This is a genomic window from Microvirga sp. M2 (genome assembly GCF_047497095.1).
In the GTDB taxonomy this organism is placed as follows: Bacteria; Pseudomonadota; Alphaproteobacteria; order Rhizobiales; family Beijerinckiaceae; genus Microvirga.
The window spans coordinates 3,536,202-3,553,012 of record NZ_CP134063.1; the positions used below are offsets into that span (position 1 = coordinate 3,536,202).

18 protein-coding genes are annotated in these 16,811 nt (G+C 67.6%); 12 read left to right on the top strand and 6 right to left on the bottom strand.

Annotated features, from left to right (window positions below; all coding sequences use genetic code 11):
- Positions 1–72: 72 nt before the first annotated feature.
- Both RE429_RS16810 and RE429_RS16815 read right to left on the bottom strand, forming a co-directional pair.
- A complete protein-coding gene (locus tag RE429_RS16810; protein WP_414471855.1) occupies positions 73–1,212 on the bottom strand; it encodes a carboxylate-amine ligase in 1,140 nt (379 codons plus the stop codon).
- Between the two features lie 167 nt (positions 1,213–1,379).
- Positions 1,380–2,126 carry a 16S rRNA (uracil(1498)-N(3))-methyltransferase gene (locus RE429_RS16815; protein WP_414471856.1) on the bottom strand — a complete coding sequence of 249 codons (747 nt, stop codon included), beginning with the start codon at positions 2,124–2,126 and terminating at the stop codon, positions 1,380–1,382.
- A 282-nt stretch (positions 2,127–2,408) separates the two neighbouring features.
- Here RE429_RS16815 and RE429_RS16820 point away from each other — a divergent pair, with 282 nt between their 5' ends.
- From RE429_RS16820 to lpxK, 7 genes are all read left to right on the top strand, one after another.
- A complete protein-coding gene (locus RE429_RS16820; RefSeq protein ID WP_414471857.1) occupies positions 2,409–2,873 on the top strand; it encodes a hypothetical protein in 465 nt (154 codons plus the stop codon).
- A 17-nt stretch (positions 2,874–2,890) separates the two neighbouring features.
- Positions 2,891–3,820 carry a 4-hydroxybenzoate octaprenyltransferase gene (gene ubiA, locus RE429_RS16825; protein ID WP_414471858.1) on the top strand — a complete coding sequence of 310 codons (930 nt, stop codon included), beginning with the start codon at positions 2,891–2,893 and terminating at the stop codon, positions 3,818–3,820.
- Between the two features lie 132 nt (positions 3,821–3,952).
- Entirely contained in the window at positions 3,953–4,756 is an 804-nt protein-coding gene (locus RE429_RS16830) for an inositol monophosphatase family protein (RefSeq protein ID WP_414471859.1), read from the top strand.
- A gap of 71 nt (positions 4,757–4,827) precedes the next feature.
- Positions 4,828–5,058 carry a DUF4170 domain-containing protein gene (locus RE429_RS16835; RefSeq protein ID WP_414471860.1) on the top strand — a complete coding sequence of 77 codons (231 nt, stop codon included), beginning with the start codon at positions 4,828–4,830 and terminating at the stop codon, positions 5,056–5,058.
- 16 nt (positions 5,059–5,074) lie between these two features.
- Positions 5,075–5,815 carry a lysophospholipid acyltransferase family protein gene (locus RE429_RS16840; RefSeq protein ID WP_414471861.1) on the top strand — a complete coding sequence of 247 codons (741 nt, stop codon included), beginning with the start codon at positions 5,075–5,077 and terminating at the stop codon, positions 5,813–5,815.
- Positions 5,812–7,101 carry a 3-deoxy-D-manno-octulosonic acid transferase gene (locus RE429_RS16845; protein ID WP_414471862.1) on the top strand — a complete coding sequence of 430 codons (1,290 nt, stop codon included), beginning with the start codon at positions 5,812–5,814 and terminating at the stop codon, positions 7,099–7,101. The genes RE429_RS16840 and RE429_RS16845 overlap by 4 nt, the downstream gene beginning before the upstream one ends.
- A complete protein-coding gene (gene lpxK, locus RE429_RS16850; protein WP_414471863.1) occupies positions 7,101–8,114 on the top strand; it encodes a tetraacyldisaccharide 4'-kinase in 1,014 nt (337 codons plus the stop codon). The genes RE429_RS16845 and lpxK overlap by 1 nt, the downstream gene beginning before the upstream one ends.
- Before the next feature lie 12 nt (positions 8,115–8,126).
- On the opposite strand, the gene RE429_RS16855 is transcribed toward lpxK, so the two are convergent.
- From RE429_RS16855 to xseA, 3 genes are read right to left on the bottom strand one after another with little or no spacing between them, the layout of a single operon-like run.
- Positions 8,127–8,351: a DUF2093 domain-containing protein gene (locus RE429_RS16855; RefSeq protein ID WP_414471864.1), complete on the bottom strand. Its 225-nt coding sequence runs from the start codon at positions 8,349–8,351 to the stop codon at positions 8,127–8,129.
- Positions 8,348–8,599 carry a hypothetical protein gene (locus tag RE429_RS16860; protein WP_414471865.1) on the bottom strand — a complete coding sequence of 84 codons (252 nt, stop codon included), beginning with the start codon at positions 8,597–8,599 and terminating at the stop codon, positions 8,348–8,350. The genes RE429_RS16855 and RE429_RS16860 overlap by 4 nt, the downstream gene beginning before the upstream one ends.
- Positions 8,600–8,609: 10 nt before the next feature.
- Positions 8,610–10,184 (bottom strand): exodeoxyribonuclease VII large subunit, encoded by a 1,575-nt coding sequence (gene xseA, locus RE429_RS16865; protein ID WP_414471866.1) that lies wholly within the window; start codon positions 10,182–10,184, stop codon positions 8,610–8,612.
- A gap of 309 nt (positions 10,185–10,493) precedes the next feature.
- Between xseA and purD the strand changes: the two genes are divergently transcribed.
- The 3 genes from purD to RE429_RS16880 all read left to right on the top strand — a co-directional run bounded on the left by purD (position 10,494) and on the right by RE429_RS16880 (position 13,521).
- Entirely contained in the window at positions 10,494–11,771 is a 1,278-nt protein-coding gene (purD, locus tag RE429_RS16870) for a phosphoribosylamine--glycine ligase (protein WP_414471867.1), read from the top strand.
- A gap of 132 nt (positions 11,772–11,903) precedes the next feature.
- Positions 11,904–12,809: an alpha/beta fold hydrolase gene (locus RE429_RS16875; protein WP_414471868.1), complete on the top strand. Its 906-nt coding sequence runs from the start codon at positions 11,904–11,906 to the stop codon at positions 12,807–12,809.
- A gap of 34 nt (positions 12,810–12,843) precedes the next feature.
- Positions 12,844–13,521 carry a GH25 family lysozyme gene (locus RE429_RS16880; protein WP_414471869.1) on the top strand — a complete coding sequence of 226 codons (678 nt, stop codon included), beginning with the start codon at positions 12,844–12,846 and terminating at the stop codon, positions 13,519–13,521.
- A gap of 121 nt (positions 13,522–13,642) precedes the next feature.
- Here the strand turns inward: RE429_RS16880 and RE429_RS16885 are convergent, their stop codons facing one another.
- Positions 13,643–14,119, bottom strand: coding sequence for a nucleoside deaminase (locus tag RE429_RS16885; RefSeq protein WP_414471870.1), 477 nt, complete (start codon positions 14,117–14,119; stop codon positions 13,643–13,645).
- A 40-nt stretch (positions 14,120–14,159) separates the two neighbouring features.
- On the opposite strand from RE429_RS16885, the gene RE429_RS16890 reads away from it, so the two are divergent.
- Together RE429_RS16890 and rsmD are read left to right on the top strand one after the other, a co-directional pair.
- Positions 14,160–16,112 carry a pseudouridine synthase gene (locus tag RE429_RS16890; RefSeq protein WP_414471871.1) on the top strand — a complete coding sequence of 651 codons (1,953 nt, stop codon included), beginning with the start codon at positions 14,160–14,162 and terminating at the stop codon, positions 16,110–16,112.
- 13 nt (positions 16,113–16,125) lie between these two features.
- Positions 16,126–16,683 (top strand): 16S rRNA (guanine(966)-N(2))-methyltransferase RsmD, encoded by a 558-nt coding sequence (rsmD, locus tag RE429_RS16895; protein WP_414471872.1) that lies wholly within the window; start codon positions 16,126–16,128, stop codon positions 16,681–16,683.
- Positions 16,684–16,811 lie beyond the last annotated feature (128 nt).

Here is a 16,811-nt window from a genome sequence, read left to right on the forward strand (position 1 = left end):
GTGACTAGATAGGCGGGTTAAGGCCAAGCTGCAATGAGGGGCGGCCCCACAAAGTGCGGGGCCGTCAACACCTCAGTGACGGACGACCAAGTCCCCGACCGTCTCGGCGGAGAGCCAGTCGACCACGCTGGCCAGGGCGTCGCGGCCCGACAGGCCGCGCCCGAGGGCTTCCGTGTAGAGGGTGAGCTGCCGGTCCGCACTGGTCCCCCGCGCCACGATCCAGCGCGCAAGATCCACCTCCCGCTCGCAGCCGAGCTCTTTCGCATCGTCCCGGATCATGTCCAGCACGTCGTCGAGCAGTTCGCGCACGGGCTTGGCGCTACGGGTCTTCTCGTCGACGAAGCTGCCGTGGATGCCGTAGCGCATCGCCCGCCAGCTGTTCTCGTCGTTGATGGCGCGCGACGCGCCGGTCTGGCCGGCATTCAGCTTGGGCTCCAGGCTCAAGCGGCGCACGAGGCACCGGTAGAGAGCCGCAATGGCGATGGTGTCGTCCAGGCGGGTGCAGCTGTCGGCCACGCGCAGCTCCAGGGTCGGGTGCTTCAGCGAAGGCCGGATCACCCACCACACATAGCTCGAATTCTCGATGGCGCGCGAGGCGACGAGCGTATCGATATAGCGCTGGTAATCCTCGGCCCCGTCGAAAAGATCCGGCAGGCCGGTGCGCGGCAACTCGCGGTAGGCTGCGAGGCGATAGCCGAGGAGGCCCGTGCGCTGCGCCTGCCAGAACGGCGACGAGGTCGACAGCGCCAGCAGCAGCGGCAGATAGGGCTGAATGCGGTTCATGATGTCCACGCGCATGGCGAGGTCGGGCACCTCCACATGCACGTGCATGCCGCACAGGACCGTGCGGCTGCCGAGCATCTGCAGGTCGTGCATCACCTTGCCGTAGCGGGGCTGAGAGCTGGGACGCACGCGCGACCAGACGGCAAGCGGATGCGTGCCGGATGCCATGATGGACAGGTTGTAGTCGCGGGCGATGGCGCCCGCCGCGGAGCGCAGGCCGGACAATTGGGTGCGCGCCTCGGCGAAATCCTTCATGGGCTTCGTCGCGATCTCGATCTGAGGCTCGAGCATCTCGGGCTGAATGTCGTCCGAGAGCTGCTCCCGGCACGAGGCGAAGAATTCCCGGATTCGTCCCTTGGCCACGTCCCGCTTGGCGGCGTCGTTCACGAAGTATTCTTCCTCGATGCCGAACTTGAAATCCCAGCTCATTTCCCGGTTTCCTCTATTTTTTTCAGGAATGACCCTTACGCGCAGGATGACCTCCCGCCCGCTCCACACTCTGCTTGAATAGGGCGTGAATGGGGCGAATCGGCCCGAAACTGCTAAGCTTGTAAAACTAGAGGCGAATTGGCCTGCCCCATCGCAAGACGGGCGCGTCAGCGCCAGTCGCCAAGGACCGATTGAACAATCGCGAGGGCTGCCACTGCGGCGGTGTCGGCTCGCAGGATTCGCGGTCCCAACGATACGCAAACACATCTTTCGTGGGCGGCGACAAGCGCTCTCTCCTGGTCGGTAAATCCCCCTTCGGGGCCCACGATAACGGCAAGGCCCGCCGGATTGTTCCCAAGCTTGACCAGAGCTTCGACCGGATTGGAAACGGGCGCATTCTCGTCGCAGAACACGAGGAGGCGATCCTTTTCCAAGGCTTTGAGAAAACGCTCTAAATTCTCCTCCTCGCGCACCTCCGGGATCGTCAGGATTCCGCATTGCTCCGCCGCCTCGACGGCGTTGCTGCGCATGCGTTCCAGGTTGACCCGGGTGCTCTGTGTCCGCCGCGTGATGACCGGCTGGAGAATCCCTGCGCCCATCTCGACCGCCTTCTGGACCATGTAATCGAGCCGCGCATGCTTGAGGGGCGCGAAGGCATAGATCAGATCGGGCCGGACGGTCTGCGCCCGGACCTGCTCCGCACAGACGAGGTCGGCGGATTTGCGCCCCTCGACGGAAACGTCAGCCCGCCACTCCCCGTCCTCACCGTTGAAGATCAGGACGCTCTCGCCATCCCTCAGGCGCAGGACGTTCAACAGATAATTGGCCTGTCCTCGGTCGAGAGCGATCCTCGCGTTCTTTTGAAGAGGCGAAGAGACGAGGAGGCGGGGGGCGTTGAAATCGTAAGCGGCCATGGGATTTCTAGAGGGTTGAGGGATTTCTGGAAGGCTGAGCGAAGGAGCATTACCAAGTTCCCCCGCGCCTGAGGAGGGGTTGCGGGCCGCCGGTCGCCTGGGATCGGTCGCCTGGGATTCGCCGCCTGGGTTTTTAGTCACCTGGGATTAAGGTGCGCCGTGGCACAGCTCGATGCACAGCCTGGCCCTGGGCGACCAATCGCCCCTTGGCCTGAGGGGCCGTAACCTGTTAACAGAGCACAAGCCCGCGAGACGTCGCGGGCTTCATGAAGGGTTTTTGCCATGACGCACATCCGTTCGACCTTAGTGGCCGCGCTTGCCGCCGGTGGCATTTTCGCGGGCGCTCCTGCCTTTGCGCAGTCGAACGCCTGTCAGGACGGTCAGAAGATCCTGGTCGAGCGCCAGGACCTGGTCAAGCAGATCAACGGCCTGACCGGCGGAGGCAAGAAGAAGCAGATCGATCCCCGCGCCGCCTGCACGGTCTTCGGCAAGCTCGTGACCAATGGGGATGCCGGCCTGAAGTGGATGACCGCGAACAAGGACTGGTGCCAGGTTCCTGATCAGGTGGTGGAGAATTTCCAGCAGGATCATAAGCGCGCCCAGTCCTTCAAGACCCAGGCCTGCGGTGCCGCCGCGAAGATGGCCGAGATGGAAAAGCGCGCCAAGCAGCAGGCACAGCAGGGCGGTCCCGGCCGCATGGGCGGCGGCCTGACCGGTACGCTGAGCGTGCCGAAGGGCGCTCTCTAACCGAGGGCGAGACCGTCATGGAGCGTCCCGGGGCGTCATCCCTTCCCGATGCCGTGCGCGGCCATTGGGCCGACCGCTGGGCCCCGGCGGGCCTGCGCCCTTATCTGCGCCTGGCGCGGATCGAGCGGCCCATCGGCTGGTGGCTGCTGCTCCTCCCGTGCTGGTGGTCTGCCGCCTTGGCCGCCCTCGTGAAGGGACAGCCCTATCCCGACCCGCTTCATTGCCTTCTCTTCCTGATCGGCGCCGTCGCCATGCGCGGCGCGGGCTGCACCTATAACGACATCGTCGACCGGGACCTCGACCTCCGCGTGGAGCGGACCCGCCAGCGCCCCCTGCCCTCCGGTCAGGTCAGCCTCAAGGGAGCGCTCGCCTTCCTCGGGCTCCAGGGCCTCGTCGGGCTCCTCGTTCTCCTGCAGTTCAACGGTTTCGCCATCCTCACGGGCTTCGGCTCCCTGGCTGTCGTCGCGCTTTATCCCTTCATGAAGCGGTTCTTCTGGATGCCGCAGATCGTGCTGGGGCTCGCCTTCTCCTGGGGCGCGCTGATGGGATGGGCCGCAGCCTTCGGGTCCCTGGGCCTGACTCCGGTCCTCCTCTATCTCGCCAGCATCGCCTGGGTCGTGGGATACGACACCATCTATGCCCTCCAGGATATCGAAGACGACGAGATCGCCGGCATCAAATCCTCCGCCCGCTTCTTCGGCGAGCGCGTGACGCTGGGCGTCGGCATCTGCTACGGCCTGACCGTCCTGCTCATGACGGCGGCCTTCGTCCGGGCCGGCGTGGGCATCGCCTCCTTCATAGGCCTCGGTCTCTTCGCCGTGCATCTCGGGTGGCAGGTGGCCCGGATCGACCGAGCCGACGGTGCGGGAGCCCTCCGGCTCTTCCGCTCCAACCGTGACGCGGGGCTGATCCTGTTCGCCGCCATGATCGCCGACGCCCTGTTCTAGACGCCCGGTTTCCAGGTCCGGCCGAGCCTTCCTGTGCGAGCCTTCCTTTGAAGGAGGGCTTTTCGCGAGGAAACAGAGTTTCTTCACGATCCTCCCTGGTATCCGCCGCCCGGCCTACCCATTTTGAGAAGGATGCTTTCTCCTGTGTCCGATTCCCTGTCACCCCTGGCCGCGGCCGTCCGCGATGCGGCGCGCCGGGCCGGAGCCCTCGCCCTCCCTTACTTTCGCTCGGGCGAGCAGACGGCTGCGCGGCTCTGGTACAAGGGGCAGAGTTCCCCGGTGACGGAAGCGGACATCGCCCTCGACACCTTTCTGAAGGAACACCTGACGGGTCTCTTTCCGCAGGCGGGATGGCTGTCGGAAGAGACGGCGGACAATCCCGCCCGACTGAACCGCACCCATGTCTGGGTCGTCGACCCGATCGACGGCACGCGCGCCTTCGCGTCCGGACATCCCGACTGGGCCGTGTCCATTGCCCTGGTGAAGGATGGGGCGCCTGTTCTCGGCGTTCTGCACGCCCCCATTCACGATCGTCTCTACGAAGCAAGTCTCGGCGGTGGCGCGTGGTGCAACGGCGAAAGGCTCCGGCTCCCCGAGGCGCTTCCCGCGGATCCGATGCGCGTGGCGGGCCCCAAACCCCTGGTGGACCGGTTCGAGCGTCAGGTCGGCCCCGTCGAGCGGCTGCCCAAGGTGCCCTCTTTGGCGCTGCGCCTCGCTCGCGTGGCGGACGGCTCGATCGATGTCGGCCTCGTTTCCCATAATTCACAGGACTGGGATATCGCGGCCGCCGATCTCATCCTGCGCGAGGCTGGCGGCCTGCTGACGGATTTCGCTGGTTTGCCGCCGGCTTACAATCAACCTCTGCCGAAACACGGCGAAATGATTGCCGTTGCGTCACGGTTGCATCCTCGTGCTATTGGAGCCATGAGGACCTGATCAAGTTCGCCTCCAAGTTCGCCTCATAGCGTTTTCCCATTCCCGCATCCATTCGGAAGAGTTCTGAAAACATGACCGATACGTCCGGCAAGCAGCTGCTCCATCTGGTTTTCGGCGGTGAGCTCACGAGCCTCGAATCCATTGATTTCAAGGATCTTACCAAGCTCGACATCGTCGGAATCTACCCGAACTACGCCTCCGCCCATGCCGCCTGGAAGGCCAAGGCGCAGGCGACGGTCGACAATGCCCAGATGCGCTATTTCATCGTGCATCTGCACCGCCTTCTGGAGCCGCAGGCTTAAGGACTTCACGGCCAAGATGGGTCTCGTCAAACGCATCGTTCGGTCGCGGCCGGTCCAGGAAGCCTTGGGCTTCATGGTCGCGAGCTATCTGAAATTCGTGCAGCGCACGAACCGGTTCGTCATGGAGCCGGCGGATGCCTATGATCGGATCGGCCCCCAGATGCCCGTGATCGCCGCCATGTGGCACGGGCAGCATTTCATGATCCATTTCGCCAAGCGGTCCCAGGACCGGGCGGCGAGCCTCGTGTCCCGCTCCGGCGACGGAGAGTTCAATGCGGTCGCGCTGCGCCATCTCGGCATCAGGGCCATCCGCGGATCGGGTGCGCGCGGCCGCGATATTCGCAAGAAGGGCGGCGTTCAGGCCATGCGCGCCATGCTCAAGGCGCTGGCGGGCGGTGAAATGGTGGTGATGACCGCGGACATTCCCAAGATCTCGCGGGTCTGCGGACAGGGCATCGTGACCCTGGCGCAGATGTCCGGCCGCCCCATCGTGCCGGTTGCCGTGGTCACCAGCCGCCGCATCGATTTCGACAGCTGGGACAGCGCCAGCATCGGCCTGCCCTTCGGGCGCGGCGCGATGGTGCTCGGCGAGCCGGTCCCTGTCCCGCGCGATGCGGATGCGACCACGCTCGAGGCCCTTCGTCTCCGGGTCGAGCGGGAGCTCGATGCCGTTCACGAGCGCGCCTACGCCCTCATCGGGTCGCGGGACCCCGGAGCGAAACCATCGCCGGCCTTCGCAGGGGAATCGCACGCATGAGCACCCCGTTTCTCTTCAGGGCCTACCGCACGGCCACGGCCCTTCTCGAACCCGCCGTCTTCGGACTTCTTCTGTGGCGGCAGCGCAAGGGGCGCGAGGACCGCACGCGCCTGGGCGAGCGCCAGGGCCACCCCAGCCGTCAGAGGCCCAAAGGCCATCTGATCTGGGTCCACGGCGCAAGCATCGGCGAGACCCTGTCCCTGCTGCCCGTCGTCGAGCGCCTGACCCAGCGCGGACTTTCGGTCCTCGTGACCTCGGGAACCCGCACCTCGGCCGCCCTGATCGCACGCCGTCTGCCCCCAGGGGCGCTCCATCAGTTCATGCCTCTCGACGTGCCGCGCTACATGCGCCGCTTCCTCGATCACTGGCGGCCCGATCTCGCCCTCATCGCGGAATCCGAGATCTGGCCGAACACCGTCATGGCCCTCGACGAGCGGCATATTCCGCTCGTTCTGGTCAACGGGCGGATGTCGGACCGGTCCTTCAAGCGCTGGCAGACGTTTCCCGCCGTCATCCGGGGGCTGCTGGAGCGCTTCGCCCTTTGCCTCGCCCAGAGCCAGGACGATGCGGCCCGGCTTGCCCAGCTGGGGGCGCCCCGCGTGCTCGTGACCGGCAATCTCAAATTCGACGCCGCCCCTCCTCCGGCCGATCCGCGTGTCGTCGCGCATCTGTCGGGGCTCATTGCGGGCCGTCCCGTCTGGCTCGCCGCCAGCACTCATGCGGGCGAGGAAAGCGTCATCGTCGCCGTGCACCGGGCGCTCGCCAAACGGCATCCGCAGCTGCTCACGATCATCGCGCCGCGCCATCCCCACCGCGGACCCGAGGTGGCCGCCATCGCCACGCAGGCGGGTCTGCGCGCCGGCCGCCGCTCCGAAGGCATTCACCCCGACCGCGCCACCGACATCTATGTGGCCGACACGGTGGGGGAGATGGGCCTGTTCTACAGATTGTCCCCGATCGTCGTGATGGGAGGCTCCCTGGTCGCTCACGGAGGCCAGAACCCGATCGAGCCCGCCAAGCTCGGCGCGGCCATTCTTCACGGACCTCATGTCCACAACTTCGACGACGTCTATGCAGCCATCGACGAGGGGCGCGGCGCCCTGATGGTGAAGGACAGCACGGCCCTGGCGCGGGCCGTCAGCGAACTCTTGAGCAATCCCGCGCTCGCCCGCGACATGGCCCGGGCGGCCGGAGAGGCCGTACAGGCCCTCGGCGGCGCCGTGGAGCGCACCATGCAATCCATCGATCCCTTCATCGCACAGGCCAAGCTCGGGGCGCGACGCTGATGCGTGCGCCAGCCTTCTGGTGGCTGCCCCGCTCCTCCTTCATGGCGAACCTTCTGCGCCCGGCCGCGTCGGTCTACGGCGCCATCGCGGGCCGCCGGATGCGGCAGCAGGGCGAACGCGCCGCCGTCCCCGTCGTCTGCATCGGCAATTTCACGGCCGGAGGCGCCGGCAAGACGCCGACGGCCCTCGCCGTCGCGGAGATCCTCGACGCGGCGGGCGAAAGCCCCGTCTTCCTGTCGCGCGGATATGGCGGCAATCTTCGCGGCCCCGTGCAGGTGCAGCCGCAACACAAGGCCGGCGACGTGGGGGACGAGCCCCTTCTTCTCGCCGCCATGGCGCCCGCCATCATATCGGCGGACCGTCCGGCGGGCGCACGCCTCGCCCATGAGATCGGAGCCACGGTGCTGATCATGGATGACGGCCTGCAGAATCCGTCGCTCCGGAAGGACTGCGCCATCGCGGTCGTCGACGGGGTTACGGGAATCGGCAATGGTTTGCCCCTGCCCGCGGGACCCTTGCGCGCCCCGATGCCGGCGCAATGGCCCGTCGTCGATGCGGTGCTCGTGATCGGCGCCGGGGCGGGCGGGACAAGCGTTGCGGATCTGGCGCGTCACTGGGGCAAGCGTGTCTTCAGCGGCCATCTCGCCCCCGGCCGGGAGCTTGCCGACACGCTCCGGGGCCGGAGGGTTCTGGCCTTCGCGGGCATCGGACGTCCGGAGAAATTCTTCGACACCTTACGCGCCTGCGGTGCGATCCTCGAGGAAACGCGCGCCTTTCCGGACCATCATCCCTACACCCTCGCCGATCTCGACGAGCTTCGCCGGCAGGCTGCGTCCCGCGGCCTTAAGGCCATCACGACCGAGAAGGATTTCGTGCGCATCGCCGGCCTGAACGGCCCGGGAGCCTGGACCGACCTGATGGTTCTGCCCGTGCGGCTTCACCTTCACGACGAGAACGGATTGCGCAATTTCATCCTGCGCAAGATCGGCGACAGGCGCCTGTCGCATCCTTGAGCGGCGGGACCGTCAACCTTTTCCAGGAAAGGTCTGCCCGGTGATGCGCATCATCACCACCTCGGGCGAGGCATAGGCTTCCTGCAGCTCCACGCTCCAGTACTTCAGCTCGTCGAGGGGAATGGGCTTGCCGGTCACGGCGCAGCGCACGAACGCTCCGGGCTTTATGATCCGCAGGTTGCTGTCGAGATACTGCACGACGGCCTCACCGCCACCGCGCTCGTGCTTGTTCATCATTCCCGGCCATCGCAGGTTCGCAGACACATCAATAAGGGAATAAGGGCGCGAGGTGCACGCTTTTCAATGCCGGCGCGCCGTAGGATCGCCAGATCCGATGCTCCCTCCGAGAGGAACGCATCGTTCGAGCCGACCCGAAGGGCCGCACGATGCGCTAGAGCCTTTTCCGCAAAAGTGGATGCCGGGTTTTGCGAAGAAAAGGCGTCTTTCTCAAACAACAGGAGCCTTTTCCATGAACCGAAGGTCATGGAAAAGGCTCTAGAACAACGCGCCCTGCTCTTCCTTCGCGACGAGCTTGGGCTTCACCGGCTTCGGGCGGGATCCGATGCGCCCGCCCGTGGCCTCGACCTGACCGTCGGCGAATTCGAGCACGAGAGGCTGCCCGTCGAGCACCGCATCCGCCGTGCGCAGAGGCTGCCCGTCCGCGTCGCGCACGAGCGCGTAGCCGCGCTGGAGCACGGATTTGTAGTTCAGGCTGTCGAAGAGCTTCGACACCGCTTTCAGCCGGTCTGCCTTTCGCGCGATCTGCCCTTCGAGCGCAGGCGCCAGACGTTCGGCCACGCGCCGCACGAGTTCGGAGGATTGCGCGATGCGTGTGCGCTCGGCGCGCAGCAGGGTCTCCCGCGAGACGACCAGACGGCGGTCGAGCTGCTTGAGCGTTTCCTTGCGTAAGGTCACCAAACGGCAGACCGCGTTGTAGGGGCGCGAGCCGATGGCATCGAGCTTGGCCCGCATGCGCGCCACGTTCGCCACCGGCGAGACATGCGCGAGCTGGCGCGCGGCTTTCAGCAGCCGCTCCTCGTGTCCGCGCGCGTTGCGCGCGAGGGCCGGATAGAGCCTCGCCGCAGCGAGATCCAGCCGCTGGCGCTTCGGCGAGAACAGGGCCTCGGGCGTCGGAAGGGCGCGGGCCGTCGCGCGAAGATCGGAACGGCGGCGCTCGACGAGGCGCAGCATCGTCTCCGTGTGGCGGCGGGCGAGGTCGTTGACGCTGGCCGCGAGCTCGACGCGCACCGGCACGACCATTTCCGCCGCGCCCGTCGGGGTCGGCGCCCGCACGTCCGCCGCGTAGTCGATGAGGGTCGTATCGGTTTCGTGCCCCACCGCCGAGACGAGCGGAATCTCGCTCTCGGCCGCGGCCCTCACGACGATCTCTTCGTTGAAGCCCCAAAGGTCCTCGATGGAGCCGCCGCCCCGCGCGACGATGAGCACGTCGGGACGCGGAACCCTGCCGCGCGGATCCAGGGCGTTGAAACCGCGGATGGCGGCTGCCACCTCCGCCGCGCAGGTCTCGCCCTGCACGCGCACGGGCCAGACCAGCACATGGCGCGGGAAACGATCCTCAAGCCGGTGGAGGATGTCCCGGATCACGGCGCCGGTGGGCGAGGTCACGACGCCGATCACCCGGGGCAGGAACGGCAGGCGCCGCTTGCGCTCGGCCGCGAAGAGACCTTCGGCGGTCAGCTTGCGGCGACGCTCCTCCAGCAGCGCCATGAGCGCGCCGATGCCGGCGGGCTCCAGGCTGTCGACGACGATCTGGTATTTCGACGAGCCCGGAAACGTGGTGATGCGCCCGGTGGCGATGACCTCCATCCCCTCCTCGGGGCGGATCTTGAGCTTGGCGAAGGAGCCCTTCCAGATCACCGCGTCGATGCGGGCGTTCTGGTCCTTCAGGCAGAAATAGGCATGCCCCGACGAATGGGGCCCGCGATAGCCCGACACCTCACCCCGCAGGCGGACGAAACCGAACGCATCCTCGAGGGTGCGCTTGAGAGCGCCCGCGAGATCCGAAACGGACCATTCCTGGGCATTGGAGGGAGCTTTTGCTGCGAACATGAGGAGAACCTAATCGTTCCGCCCCCCCTCTGCCAAGGCCGCGGGCCGGGCCTGGAACCGGCAATCCTCATGGAATTCCCGATTGTCCACTGCCGGAACGACGCAGACCGTTCGCCGCCGGGGCCGGGAGCCTGCGCCCGAAAGCAAGCCTCGCCGGGACGGGCGGACGGCCTTCGGGCAGACCGCGCCTCCGGCGGCCACGGACGATGCGCCAGCCTCAAGCGACACACCGGAGGGATCCCAAAAGTGGGTTCCGCTTTCGGGTCCGATGCTCTAAGAGCCCGGATATCTTCACAGAGGGCTACAGCCATGAACATCCTTCTCATCGGTTCGGGCGGACGCGAGCACGCCCTGGCGCGCTCCCTGTCGGCCAGCGCCCTCTGCCAGCGCCTTTTCATCGCCCCCGGCAATCCGGGTACCGCGCAACACGGCACCAACGTGGCCCTCGACGTGACCGACCACGCGGCGGTCATCGATTTCTGCCGGGTGATGGCCGTCGGCTTCGTCGTGGTGGGGCCGGAGGCTCCCCTGGTGGCCGGGCTCGTGGACGACCTGACCGCCGCCGGAATCAAGGCCTTCGGGCCCAGCAAGGCGGCCGCCCAGCTCGAAGGCTCGAAGGCCTTCACGAAGGATCTGTGCGCCGAGTTCGGCATCCCCACCGCGGCCTACCGGCGCTTCACGGACGCGGAGACCGCCAAGACCTATATCCGCAGCTACGGCGTTCCCATCGTGGTGAAGGCGGACGGCCTTGCCGCCGGCAAGGGCGTGGTGGTGGCGACCTCCTTCGAGGAGGCGGAGGCCGCCATCGACATGATGATCGGCGGAGGCCTCGGGGAGGCCGGGGCCGAGGTGGTGATCGAAGCCTTCCTCGAAGGCGAGGAGGCGAGCTTCTTCGCGTTGTGCGACGGCGCCAACGCCGTTCCCTTCGGCACGGCGCAGGACCACAAGCGCGTGTTCGACGGCGATGAGGGGCCGAATACCGGCGGCATGGGCGCCTATTCGCCCGCGGCGGTTCTCACGCCCGAACTGCAGGCGCGCGTCATGCGCGAGATCATCGGACCGACGCTCGAAGGCATGGCCTCGCGCGGAGCGCCCTACAAGGGCATTCTCTATGCGGGCCTCATGCTCACCGCCTCGGGGCCGCAGCTCATCGAGTATAATGCGCGCCTCGGCGATCCCGAGACCCAGGTGCTGCTGCCGCGCCTCGCGTCCGATCTCGCGGAAGCCTTCCTCGCCGCCTGCGACGGCAGGCTCGACACCGTGTCCCTTCAATGGTCGGACAAGACTGCGCTCACGGTCGTCATGGCGGCGAAAGGCTATCCCGGCGCCGTCGAGAAGGGCTCCGAGATCCGGGGCATCGACAAGGCCGAGGCGCTCGACGGCGTCATCGTCTTCCATGCCGGCACGAAGCAGGACGGCGACCGGATCCTCGCCAATGGCGGGCGCGTGCTGAACGTCACCGCCCTCGGCGAAACGATCACGCAGGCGCAGGCGAAGGCCTACGAAGCCGTCTCCAGGATCGACTGGCCGGAGGGCTTCTGCCGCCGCGACATCGGCTGGCGCGCGGTGGCGCGCGAGCGGGGCTGACGAACCGCTGGGCTTGCCCAGCGCATCGTGCGGACCCGGCGGGCCGCGCGAGCGAAAAGTGGGGTCCACTTTTGGTTCCGATGCTCTAGGTTCGGAAAGACCACATCCCTGCCACCAGCGAACGGTCTTTCCATGAGCGACGATCTCTTCCCCGGCTTCGAGAGTCACTGGATCGATACGGAGATCGGACGGATCTTCGCGCGCTCGAAGGGCGATGGCCCACCGCTCGTGCTGCTGCACGGATTTCCGCAGACGCATGCCATGTGGCATCACCTGGCGCCGGCCCTCGCCGAGACGCACAGGGTCGTGTGCATGGACCTGCGCGGCTATGGCTGGTCGAAGGCGCCGAGGAGCGACGAGCGGCACGAGACCTATTCCAAGCGCGCCATGGGAGAGGACGTCATCCGCGTCATGGGGGCCTTGGGCCACGTGCGTTTTTCCGTCATCGGCCACGACCGCGGCGCACGCGTGGGCTATCGCCTGGCGCTCGACCATCCCGGCCGCGTGGAACGCCTCGCCCTTCTCGACATCCTGCCGACCTATCACATGTGGGAACAGATGCGCTCAGGAGCCATCCCCGAGGCGCATTGGGGCTATCTCTCGCAAGCCTATCCGAAGCCGGAAGAGGACATTGGCCGCGATCCCATCCCTTATTTCGAGGGGCTGATGAAGGCCTGGTCGGCGGCGGGCGACCTCAGCGCCTTCGATCCCCGCGCCCTCGAATCCTACCGGCAGAGCTGCAACGACCCGACCCGCATCCATGCCTTCTGCGAGGATTACAGGGCCGGCGCCACCCGCGACCTCGAAGCCGACGAGGCGGACCTCGCGGCAGGCCGGACGATCCAGTGCCCGACCTGCCTGATCTGGAGCGATTACGAATTCGTCAGCGGCCCCGTCGGGGACGGGAAGCAGCCGCTCGAGATCTGGCGTCAGAGCTTCGCCCCCAAGGCGCACGGCACCGGCGTCACCTCGGGCCACTTCGTGGCGGAGGAGAATCCGAGCGCGACCCTGGATGCGCTCCAGGATTTTCTGGGATAGTCACAACGCATCGGGCGATATAAAATATCGCCCGATGCGAAAATTCACCCGCTTCATCCTTTGCGTGGCCGTTATGGCCGCAGGGCTCGGCGTGGTTTACGTCATTCTCTACGAGCCCAGCCGCACGGCCCATCCGAGGCGTGGCATCGACGTGTCCCATCATCAAAAGGAAATCGACTGGCGGAAGGTGGCACGCGATGACGTCGCCTTCGCGTTCATCAAGGCCTCGGAAGGCGGCGATTACCGTGACACGCGATTTGCCGCGAATTGGCGAGAAGCTCAGGCTGCCGGTCTGAAAGTCGGTGCTTATCACTTCTTCACCTTCTGCCGCCCCGGCCGCGATCAAGCCAAGAACTTCCTCGACGCCCTCGGGCGGGACAAAGGTTCGCTCCCGGCAGCCCTCGACCTTGAGTTTGGCGGGAATTGCGCCACGAAGCCGGAGCCCTCCGCAATCAGAGCCGAGATCGACAGCTTTCTTGCGCTGGTCGAGCAGCAGACCGGCAGGCCCGTCATTCTCTATGTCACGCCCGAGTTTTGGGACGCCTACAAGGGCATCCTGCCCCGAAGGCCGCTCTGGGTCCGCTCGCTTTTCAGGCGCCCCGACGACGGGCAATGGAGCGTCTGGCAATATCACGACGCAGGCAGCGTCGACGGCATCGTCGGGCGGGTCGACCTCAATGTCATTCGCGACATGGAAGTGCTCACCCGCTAACGAGCTGCCGGATTTTCTGATGTCCTGAGAACCATCTCGCGTCTCGTCGGAGCTCACAGGCTACGCCACCCCTTCGTCATCTCCGGCCATGACGGGACGGGAGCGTGACGAAAAGGAAACCCTATCGCCTCTCCTCGAAGAACGCCTTGAGCAGGGCCGCCGCCTCGCTTTCGCGGATGCCGCCATAGACCTCCGGCGCGTGGTGGCAGGTGGGCTGGTCGAAGAAACGGACGCCATTGTCCACCGCGCCGCCCTTCGGGTCGGGCGCGGCGTAATAGACCCGCCGGATGCGCGCGAAGGAGATCGCGCCCGCGCACATGGTGCAGGGTTCGAGCGTCACGTAGAGATCGCAGCCGGAGAGCCGCTCGTCGTCCAGCGCCTCGCAGGCGCGGCGGATGGCGAGCATCTCCGCGTGGGCGGACGGATCCCGCAGCTCCCGGGGGCGGTTGCCCGCCGAGGCGACGACGCGGCCGTCCTTGACGATGGCGGCTCCGACCGGAACCTCCCCGCGCGCGGCGGCGGCGCGCGCCTCCGCGAAGGCCGCGCTCATCGGATCCCCCCTTGCCGGATCGGATGGATTGCGATCGTCGTTATCCATGTCTCTCGCTTCTGTTTCTTTCCTCTGCTATCAGGCTCCCATGACCGACAGCAACGACGATAATCGTAAGGGCCGTTCCTCGGGACGCTCCGACCGTGGCCGCACCTCCGGTGACCGGCCCTTCCGCAAACCCCGCGAGGGCGGCGAGCGCCCCTTCCGCGCCCGGGGCGAGGACGAGCGTCCCCGCAAGCCCCGCGCCGCGGGCGACAAGCCCTTCCGCAGCCGCGACAACGACGAGCGCCCGCGCCGTCCCCGGCCCGAAGGCGACAAGCCGTTCCGCGCCCGCCGCGAGGACGGTGACCGCCCCTTCCGGGCCCGTGGCGGTGAGGATCGCCCGCGCCGCTTCGACCGTTCCGCCGAGGAGCGCCCCCGCCGCAAGCGCGAGGAGCAGCGCCCGGCGGTTTCGAGCGAGGCCGCTCAGGAGACCGCCGAGGACCGCATCGCCAAGGTGATCGCCCGCGCGGGCGTCGCCTCCCGGCGCGACGCGGAGGCGATGATCGCGGAAGGCCGCGTCACCCTCAACGGCCAGGTTCTGGAGAGCCCCGCCATCAACGTGACCGCCGCCGACACGATCACCGTGGACGGGGAGCCTCTGCCCACCAAGGAGCGCACGCGCCTGTGGCTCTACCACAAGCCGCGCGGCCTCGTGACCACGGCCCGCGACCCGGAAGGGCGAGCCACCGTGTTCGACAACCTGCCCGAGGACCTGCCCCGCGTGGTGGCGGTGGGCCGCCTCGACATCAACACCGAAGGCCTGCTGCTGCTCACCAATGACGGCGGCCTCGCCCGCGTGATCGCCCATCCCGATACCGGCTGGCTGCGCCGCTACAAAGTGCGCGCCCACGGCGAGATCACGCAGGCCGATCTCGACGGGCTTCGCGACGGCATCACCATCGACGGCATCGAATATGGTCCCGTCGAGGCTCGCCTCGACCGCATGCAGGGCGACAACGTGTGGATCACGATGGGCCTGCGCGAAGGCAAGAACCGCGAGATCAAGCGCATCCTCGAACATCTCGGCATGCAGGTGAACCGCCTGATCCGCATGTCCTTCGGGCCGTTCCAGCTCGGCGATCTCGAGCAGGGCCTGGTCGAGGAAGTGAAGACGAAGGTGCTCAAGGATCAGCTCGGCGAGGCTCTCGCGGCCGAGGCCGGCGTCGATTTCGAAAGCCCCGTGCGCGAGCCCATCGCGCCCTTCGGCTCCCCGGCGAAGGAACGCAAGTTCCGCGAGGATCGCGACGAGCGCCCCGCCCGCTTCGGTCGCGGCGGCGACGACCGCCCGCGCCGCCGTGGCGATGACGAGAAGCCTTTCCGCGCACGCGGGGGCGACCGCTACGAGCGCGAAGAGGAAGAGCCCAAGAAGCGCCCCTCGCGCCTCGACGTGAAGAAGAGCGTCTGGCGCGCGGGCGAGACCGACGAGGATGCGCCGCGCAAGCGCGTGCCGCGACGCGGCGCCGACCCGCGCGAGGCGCGCGCCGCCAGCGCGGAGCGCCAGCGCGAGCGCGTCGGCGCCATCGCTTCGCCGGAAGGCCGCAAGGTCGTGGTGGAGCGCCTGGTCCGCCAGCCGCAGGAGGAAGAGGCTCCGGCACCGCGCGGGGGCCGTGGCGGCGCCCGTGGCGAGGAGCGTCCCCGCCGCCGGGACGACCGCGACGCGGCGCCGTCCCGCTTCAAGCGCGAGGGGGGCGCGGGCCGTCCCCGTCGCGATGACGACGAGCGTCCGCGCCGTGCGGGGGGCGAGCGTCCGTTCCGCTCCCGCGAAGGCGGCGAGGATCGTCCGCGCAAGCCCTATGGAGAGCGCCCCTTCCGGGCCCGTGACGAAGGCGGCGATGACCGCCCGCGCCGTGGTCCCCCGCGTGGCGACGGCCCCTCCCGGGGCGGCCCGCGCGGCGGTGGCGGCGGCGGCTTCAAAGGTGGCCCTCGCGGAGCCTCCAAGGGCGGCTTCAAGAAAGGCCCGGGCGGCGGATCCAAGGGCGGCCCGCGCGGCCGTCGCTGATGAGGCTTAGACCATGAGAATCGTGGGCGGGCGCTGGCGCGGCCGCTCGCTCAAGGGGCCGAGTTCGGACGTCATCCGCCCGACCTCGGACCGCCTGCGCGAGACGCTCTTCAACATCCTTCAGCACGGCTATGACGACCCGGTGGAGGGCGCGCGCGTGCTCGACCTGTTCGCGGGCACCGGCGCCATGGGGCTCGAGGCCCTCTCGCGCGGCGCGGCCTTCGCGCTCTTCGTCGACGACGGCGCGCAGGCGCGCGGCATCATCCGCGAGAACGTGGAAGCTTTGGGCGCCGGCGGCGCGACGCGCCTCTTCCGCCGCGATGCGACGCGCATGGGCGAGGCTGCGCCCAACGCGCCCTTCTCGGTCGTCTTCTGCGATCCGCCCTATGGCAAGGACCTTGCGCCCAAAGCTCTCCGCGCCTGCGCCGAAGGCGGCTGGCTGACGCCCGGCGCGCTCGTCGTGGTGGAGGAAGCGCAAGGCGTCGAGGTCAGCCTGCCGGACGGCTTCGAGGAGATCGAACGCCGCGACTACGGAGAGACCAAGGTGCTGTTCGGGCGGTTCAGCGGGTAACCCAATCCCGCCTGTTCGCCGGGGCTGCGCGGCGGTGCCCGGGATCCATTGCCGCCGACATCGCCGAATTTGCCCCCGCCTCCCCCGACCGCTATACCGCCTCTTCCCGCTCCTCGCGTATGAAAGGC

Coding starts and splice junctions, on each gene's coding strand:
- RE429_RS16810 (WP_414471855.1), bottom strand. CDS start 1,212: ATGAGCTGGGATTTCAAGTTCGGCATCGAGGAAGAATACTTCGTGAAC.
- RE429_RS16815 (WP_414471856.1), bottom strand. CDS start 2,126: ATGGCCGCTTACGATTTCAACGCCCCCCGCCTCCTCGTCTCTTCGCCT.
- RE429_RS16820 (WP_414471857.1), top strand. CDS start 2,409: ATGACGCACATCCGTTCGACCTTAGTGGCCGCGCTTGCCGCCGGTGGC.
- ubiA (WP_414471858.1), top strand. CDS start 2,891: ATGGAGCGTCCCGGGGCGTCATCCCTTCCCGATGCCGTGCGCGGCCAT.
- RE429_RS16830 (WP_414471859.1), top strand. CDS start 3,953: ATGCTTTCTCCTGTGTCCGATTCCCTGTCACCCCTGGCCGCGGCCGTC.
- RE429_RS16835 (WP_414471860.1), top strand. CDS start 4,828: ATGACCGATACGTCCGGCAAGCAGCTGCTCCATCTGGTTTTCGGCGGT.
- RE429_RS16840 (WP_414471861.1), top strand. CDS start 5,075: ATGGGTCTCGTCAAACGCATCGTTCGGTCGCGGCCGGTCCAGGAAGCC.
- RE429_RS16845 (WP_414471862.1), top strand. CDS start 5,812: ATGAGCACCCCGTTTCTCTTCAGGGCCTACCGCACGGCCACGGCCCTT.
- lpxK (WP_414471863.1), top strand. CDS start 7,101: ATGCGTGCGCCAGCCTTCTGGTGGCTGCCCCGCTCCTCCTTCATGGCG.
- RE429_RS16855 (WP_414471864.1), bottom strand. CDS start 8,351: ATGATGAACAAGCACGAGCGCGGTGGCGGTGAGGCCGTCGTGCAGTAT.
- RE429_RS16860 (WP_414471865.1), bottom strand. CDS start 8,599: ATGACCTTCGGTTCATGGAAAAGGCTCCTGTTGTTTGAGAAAGACGCC.
- xseA (WP_414471866.1), bottom strand. CDS start 10,184: ATGTTCGCAGCAAAAGCTCCCTCCAATGCCCAGGAATGGTCCGTTTCG.
- purD (WP_414471867.1), top strand. CDS start 10,494: ATGAACATCCTTCTCATCGGTTCGGGCGGACGCGAGCACGCCCTGGCG.
- RE429_RS16875 (WP_414471868.1), top strand. CDS start 11,904: ATGAGCGACGATCTCTTCCCCGGCTTCGAGAGTCACTGGATCGATACG.
- RE429_RS16880 (WP_414471869.1), top strand. CDS start 12,844: ATGCGAAAATTCACCCGCTTCATCCTTTGCGTGGCCGTTATGGCCGCA.
- RE429_RS16885 (WP_414471870.1), bottom strand. CDS start 14,119: ATGGATAACGACGATCGCAATCCATCCGATCCGGCAAGGGGGGATCCG.
- RE429_RS16890 (WP_414471871.1), top strand. CDS start 14,160: ATGACCGACAGCAACGACGATAATCGTAAGGGCCGTTCCTCGGGACGC.
- rsmD (WP_414471872.1), top strand. CDS start 16,126: ATGAGAATCGTGGGCGGGCGCTGGCGCGGCCGCTCGCTCAAGGGGCCG.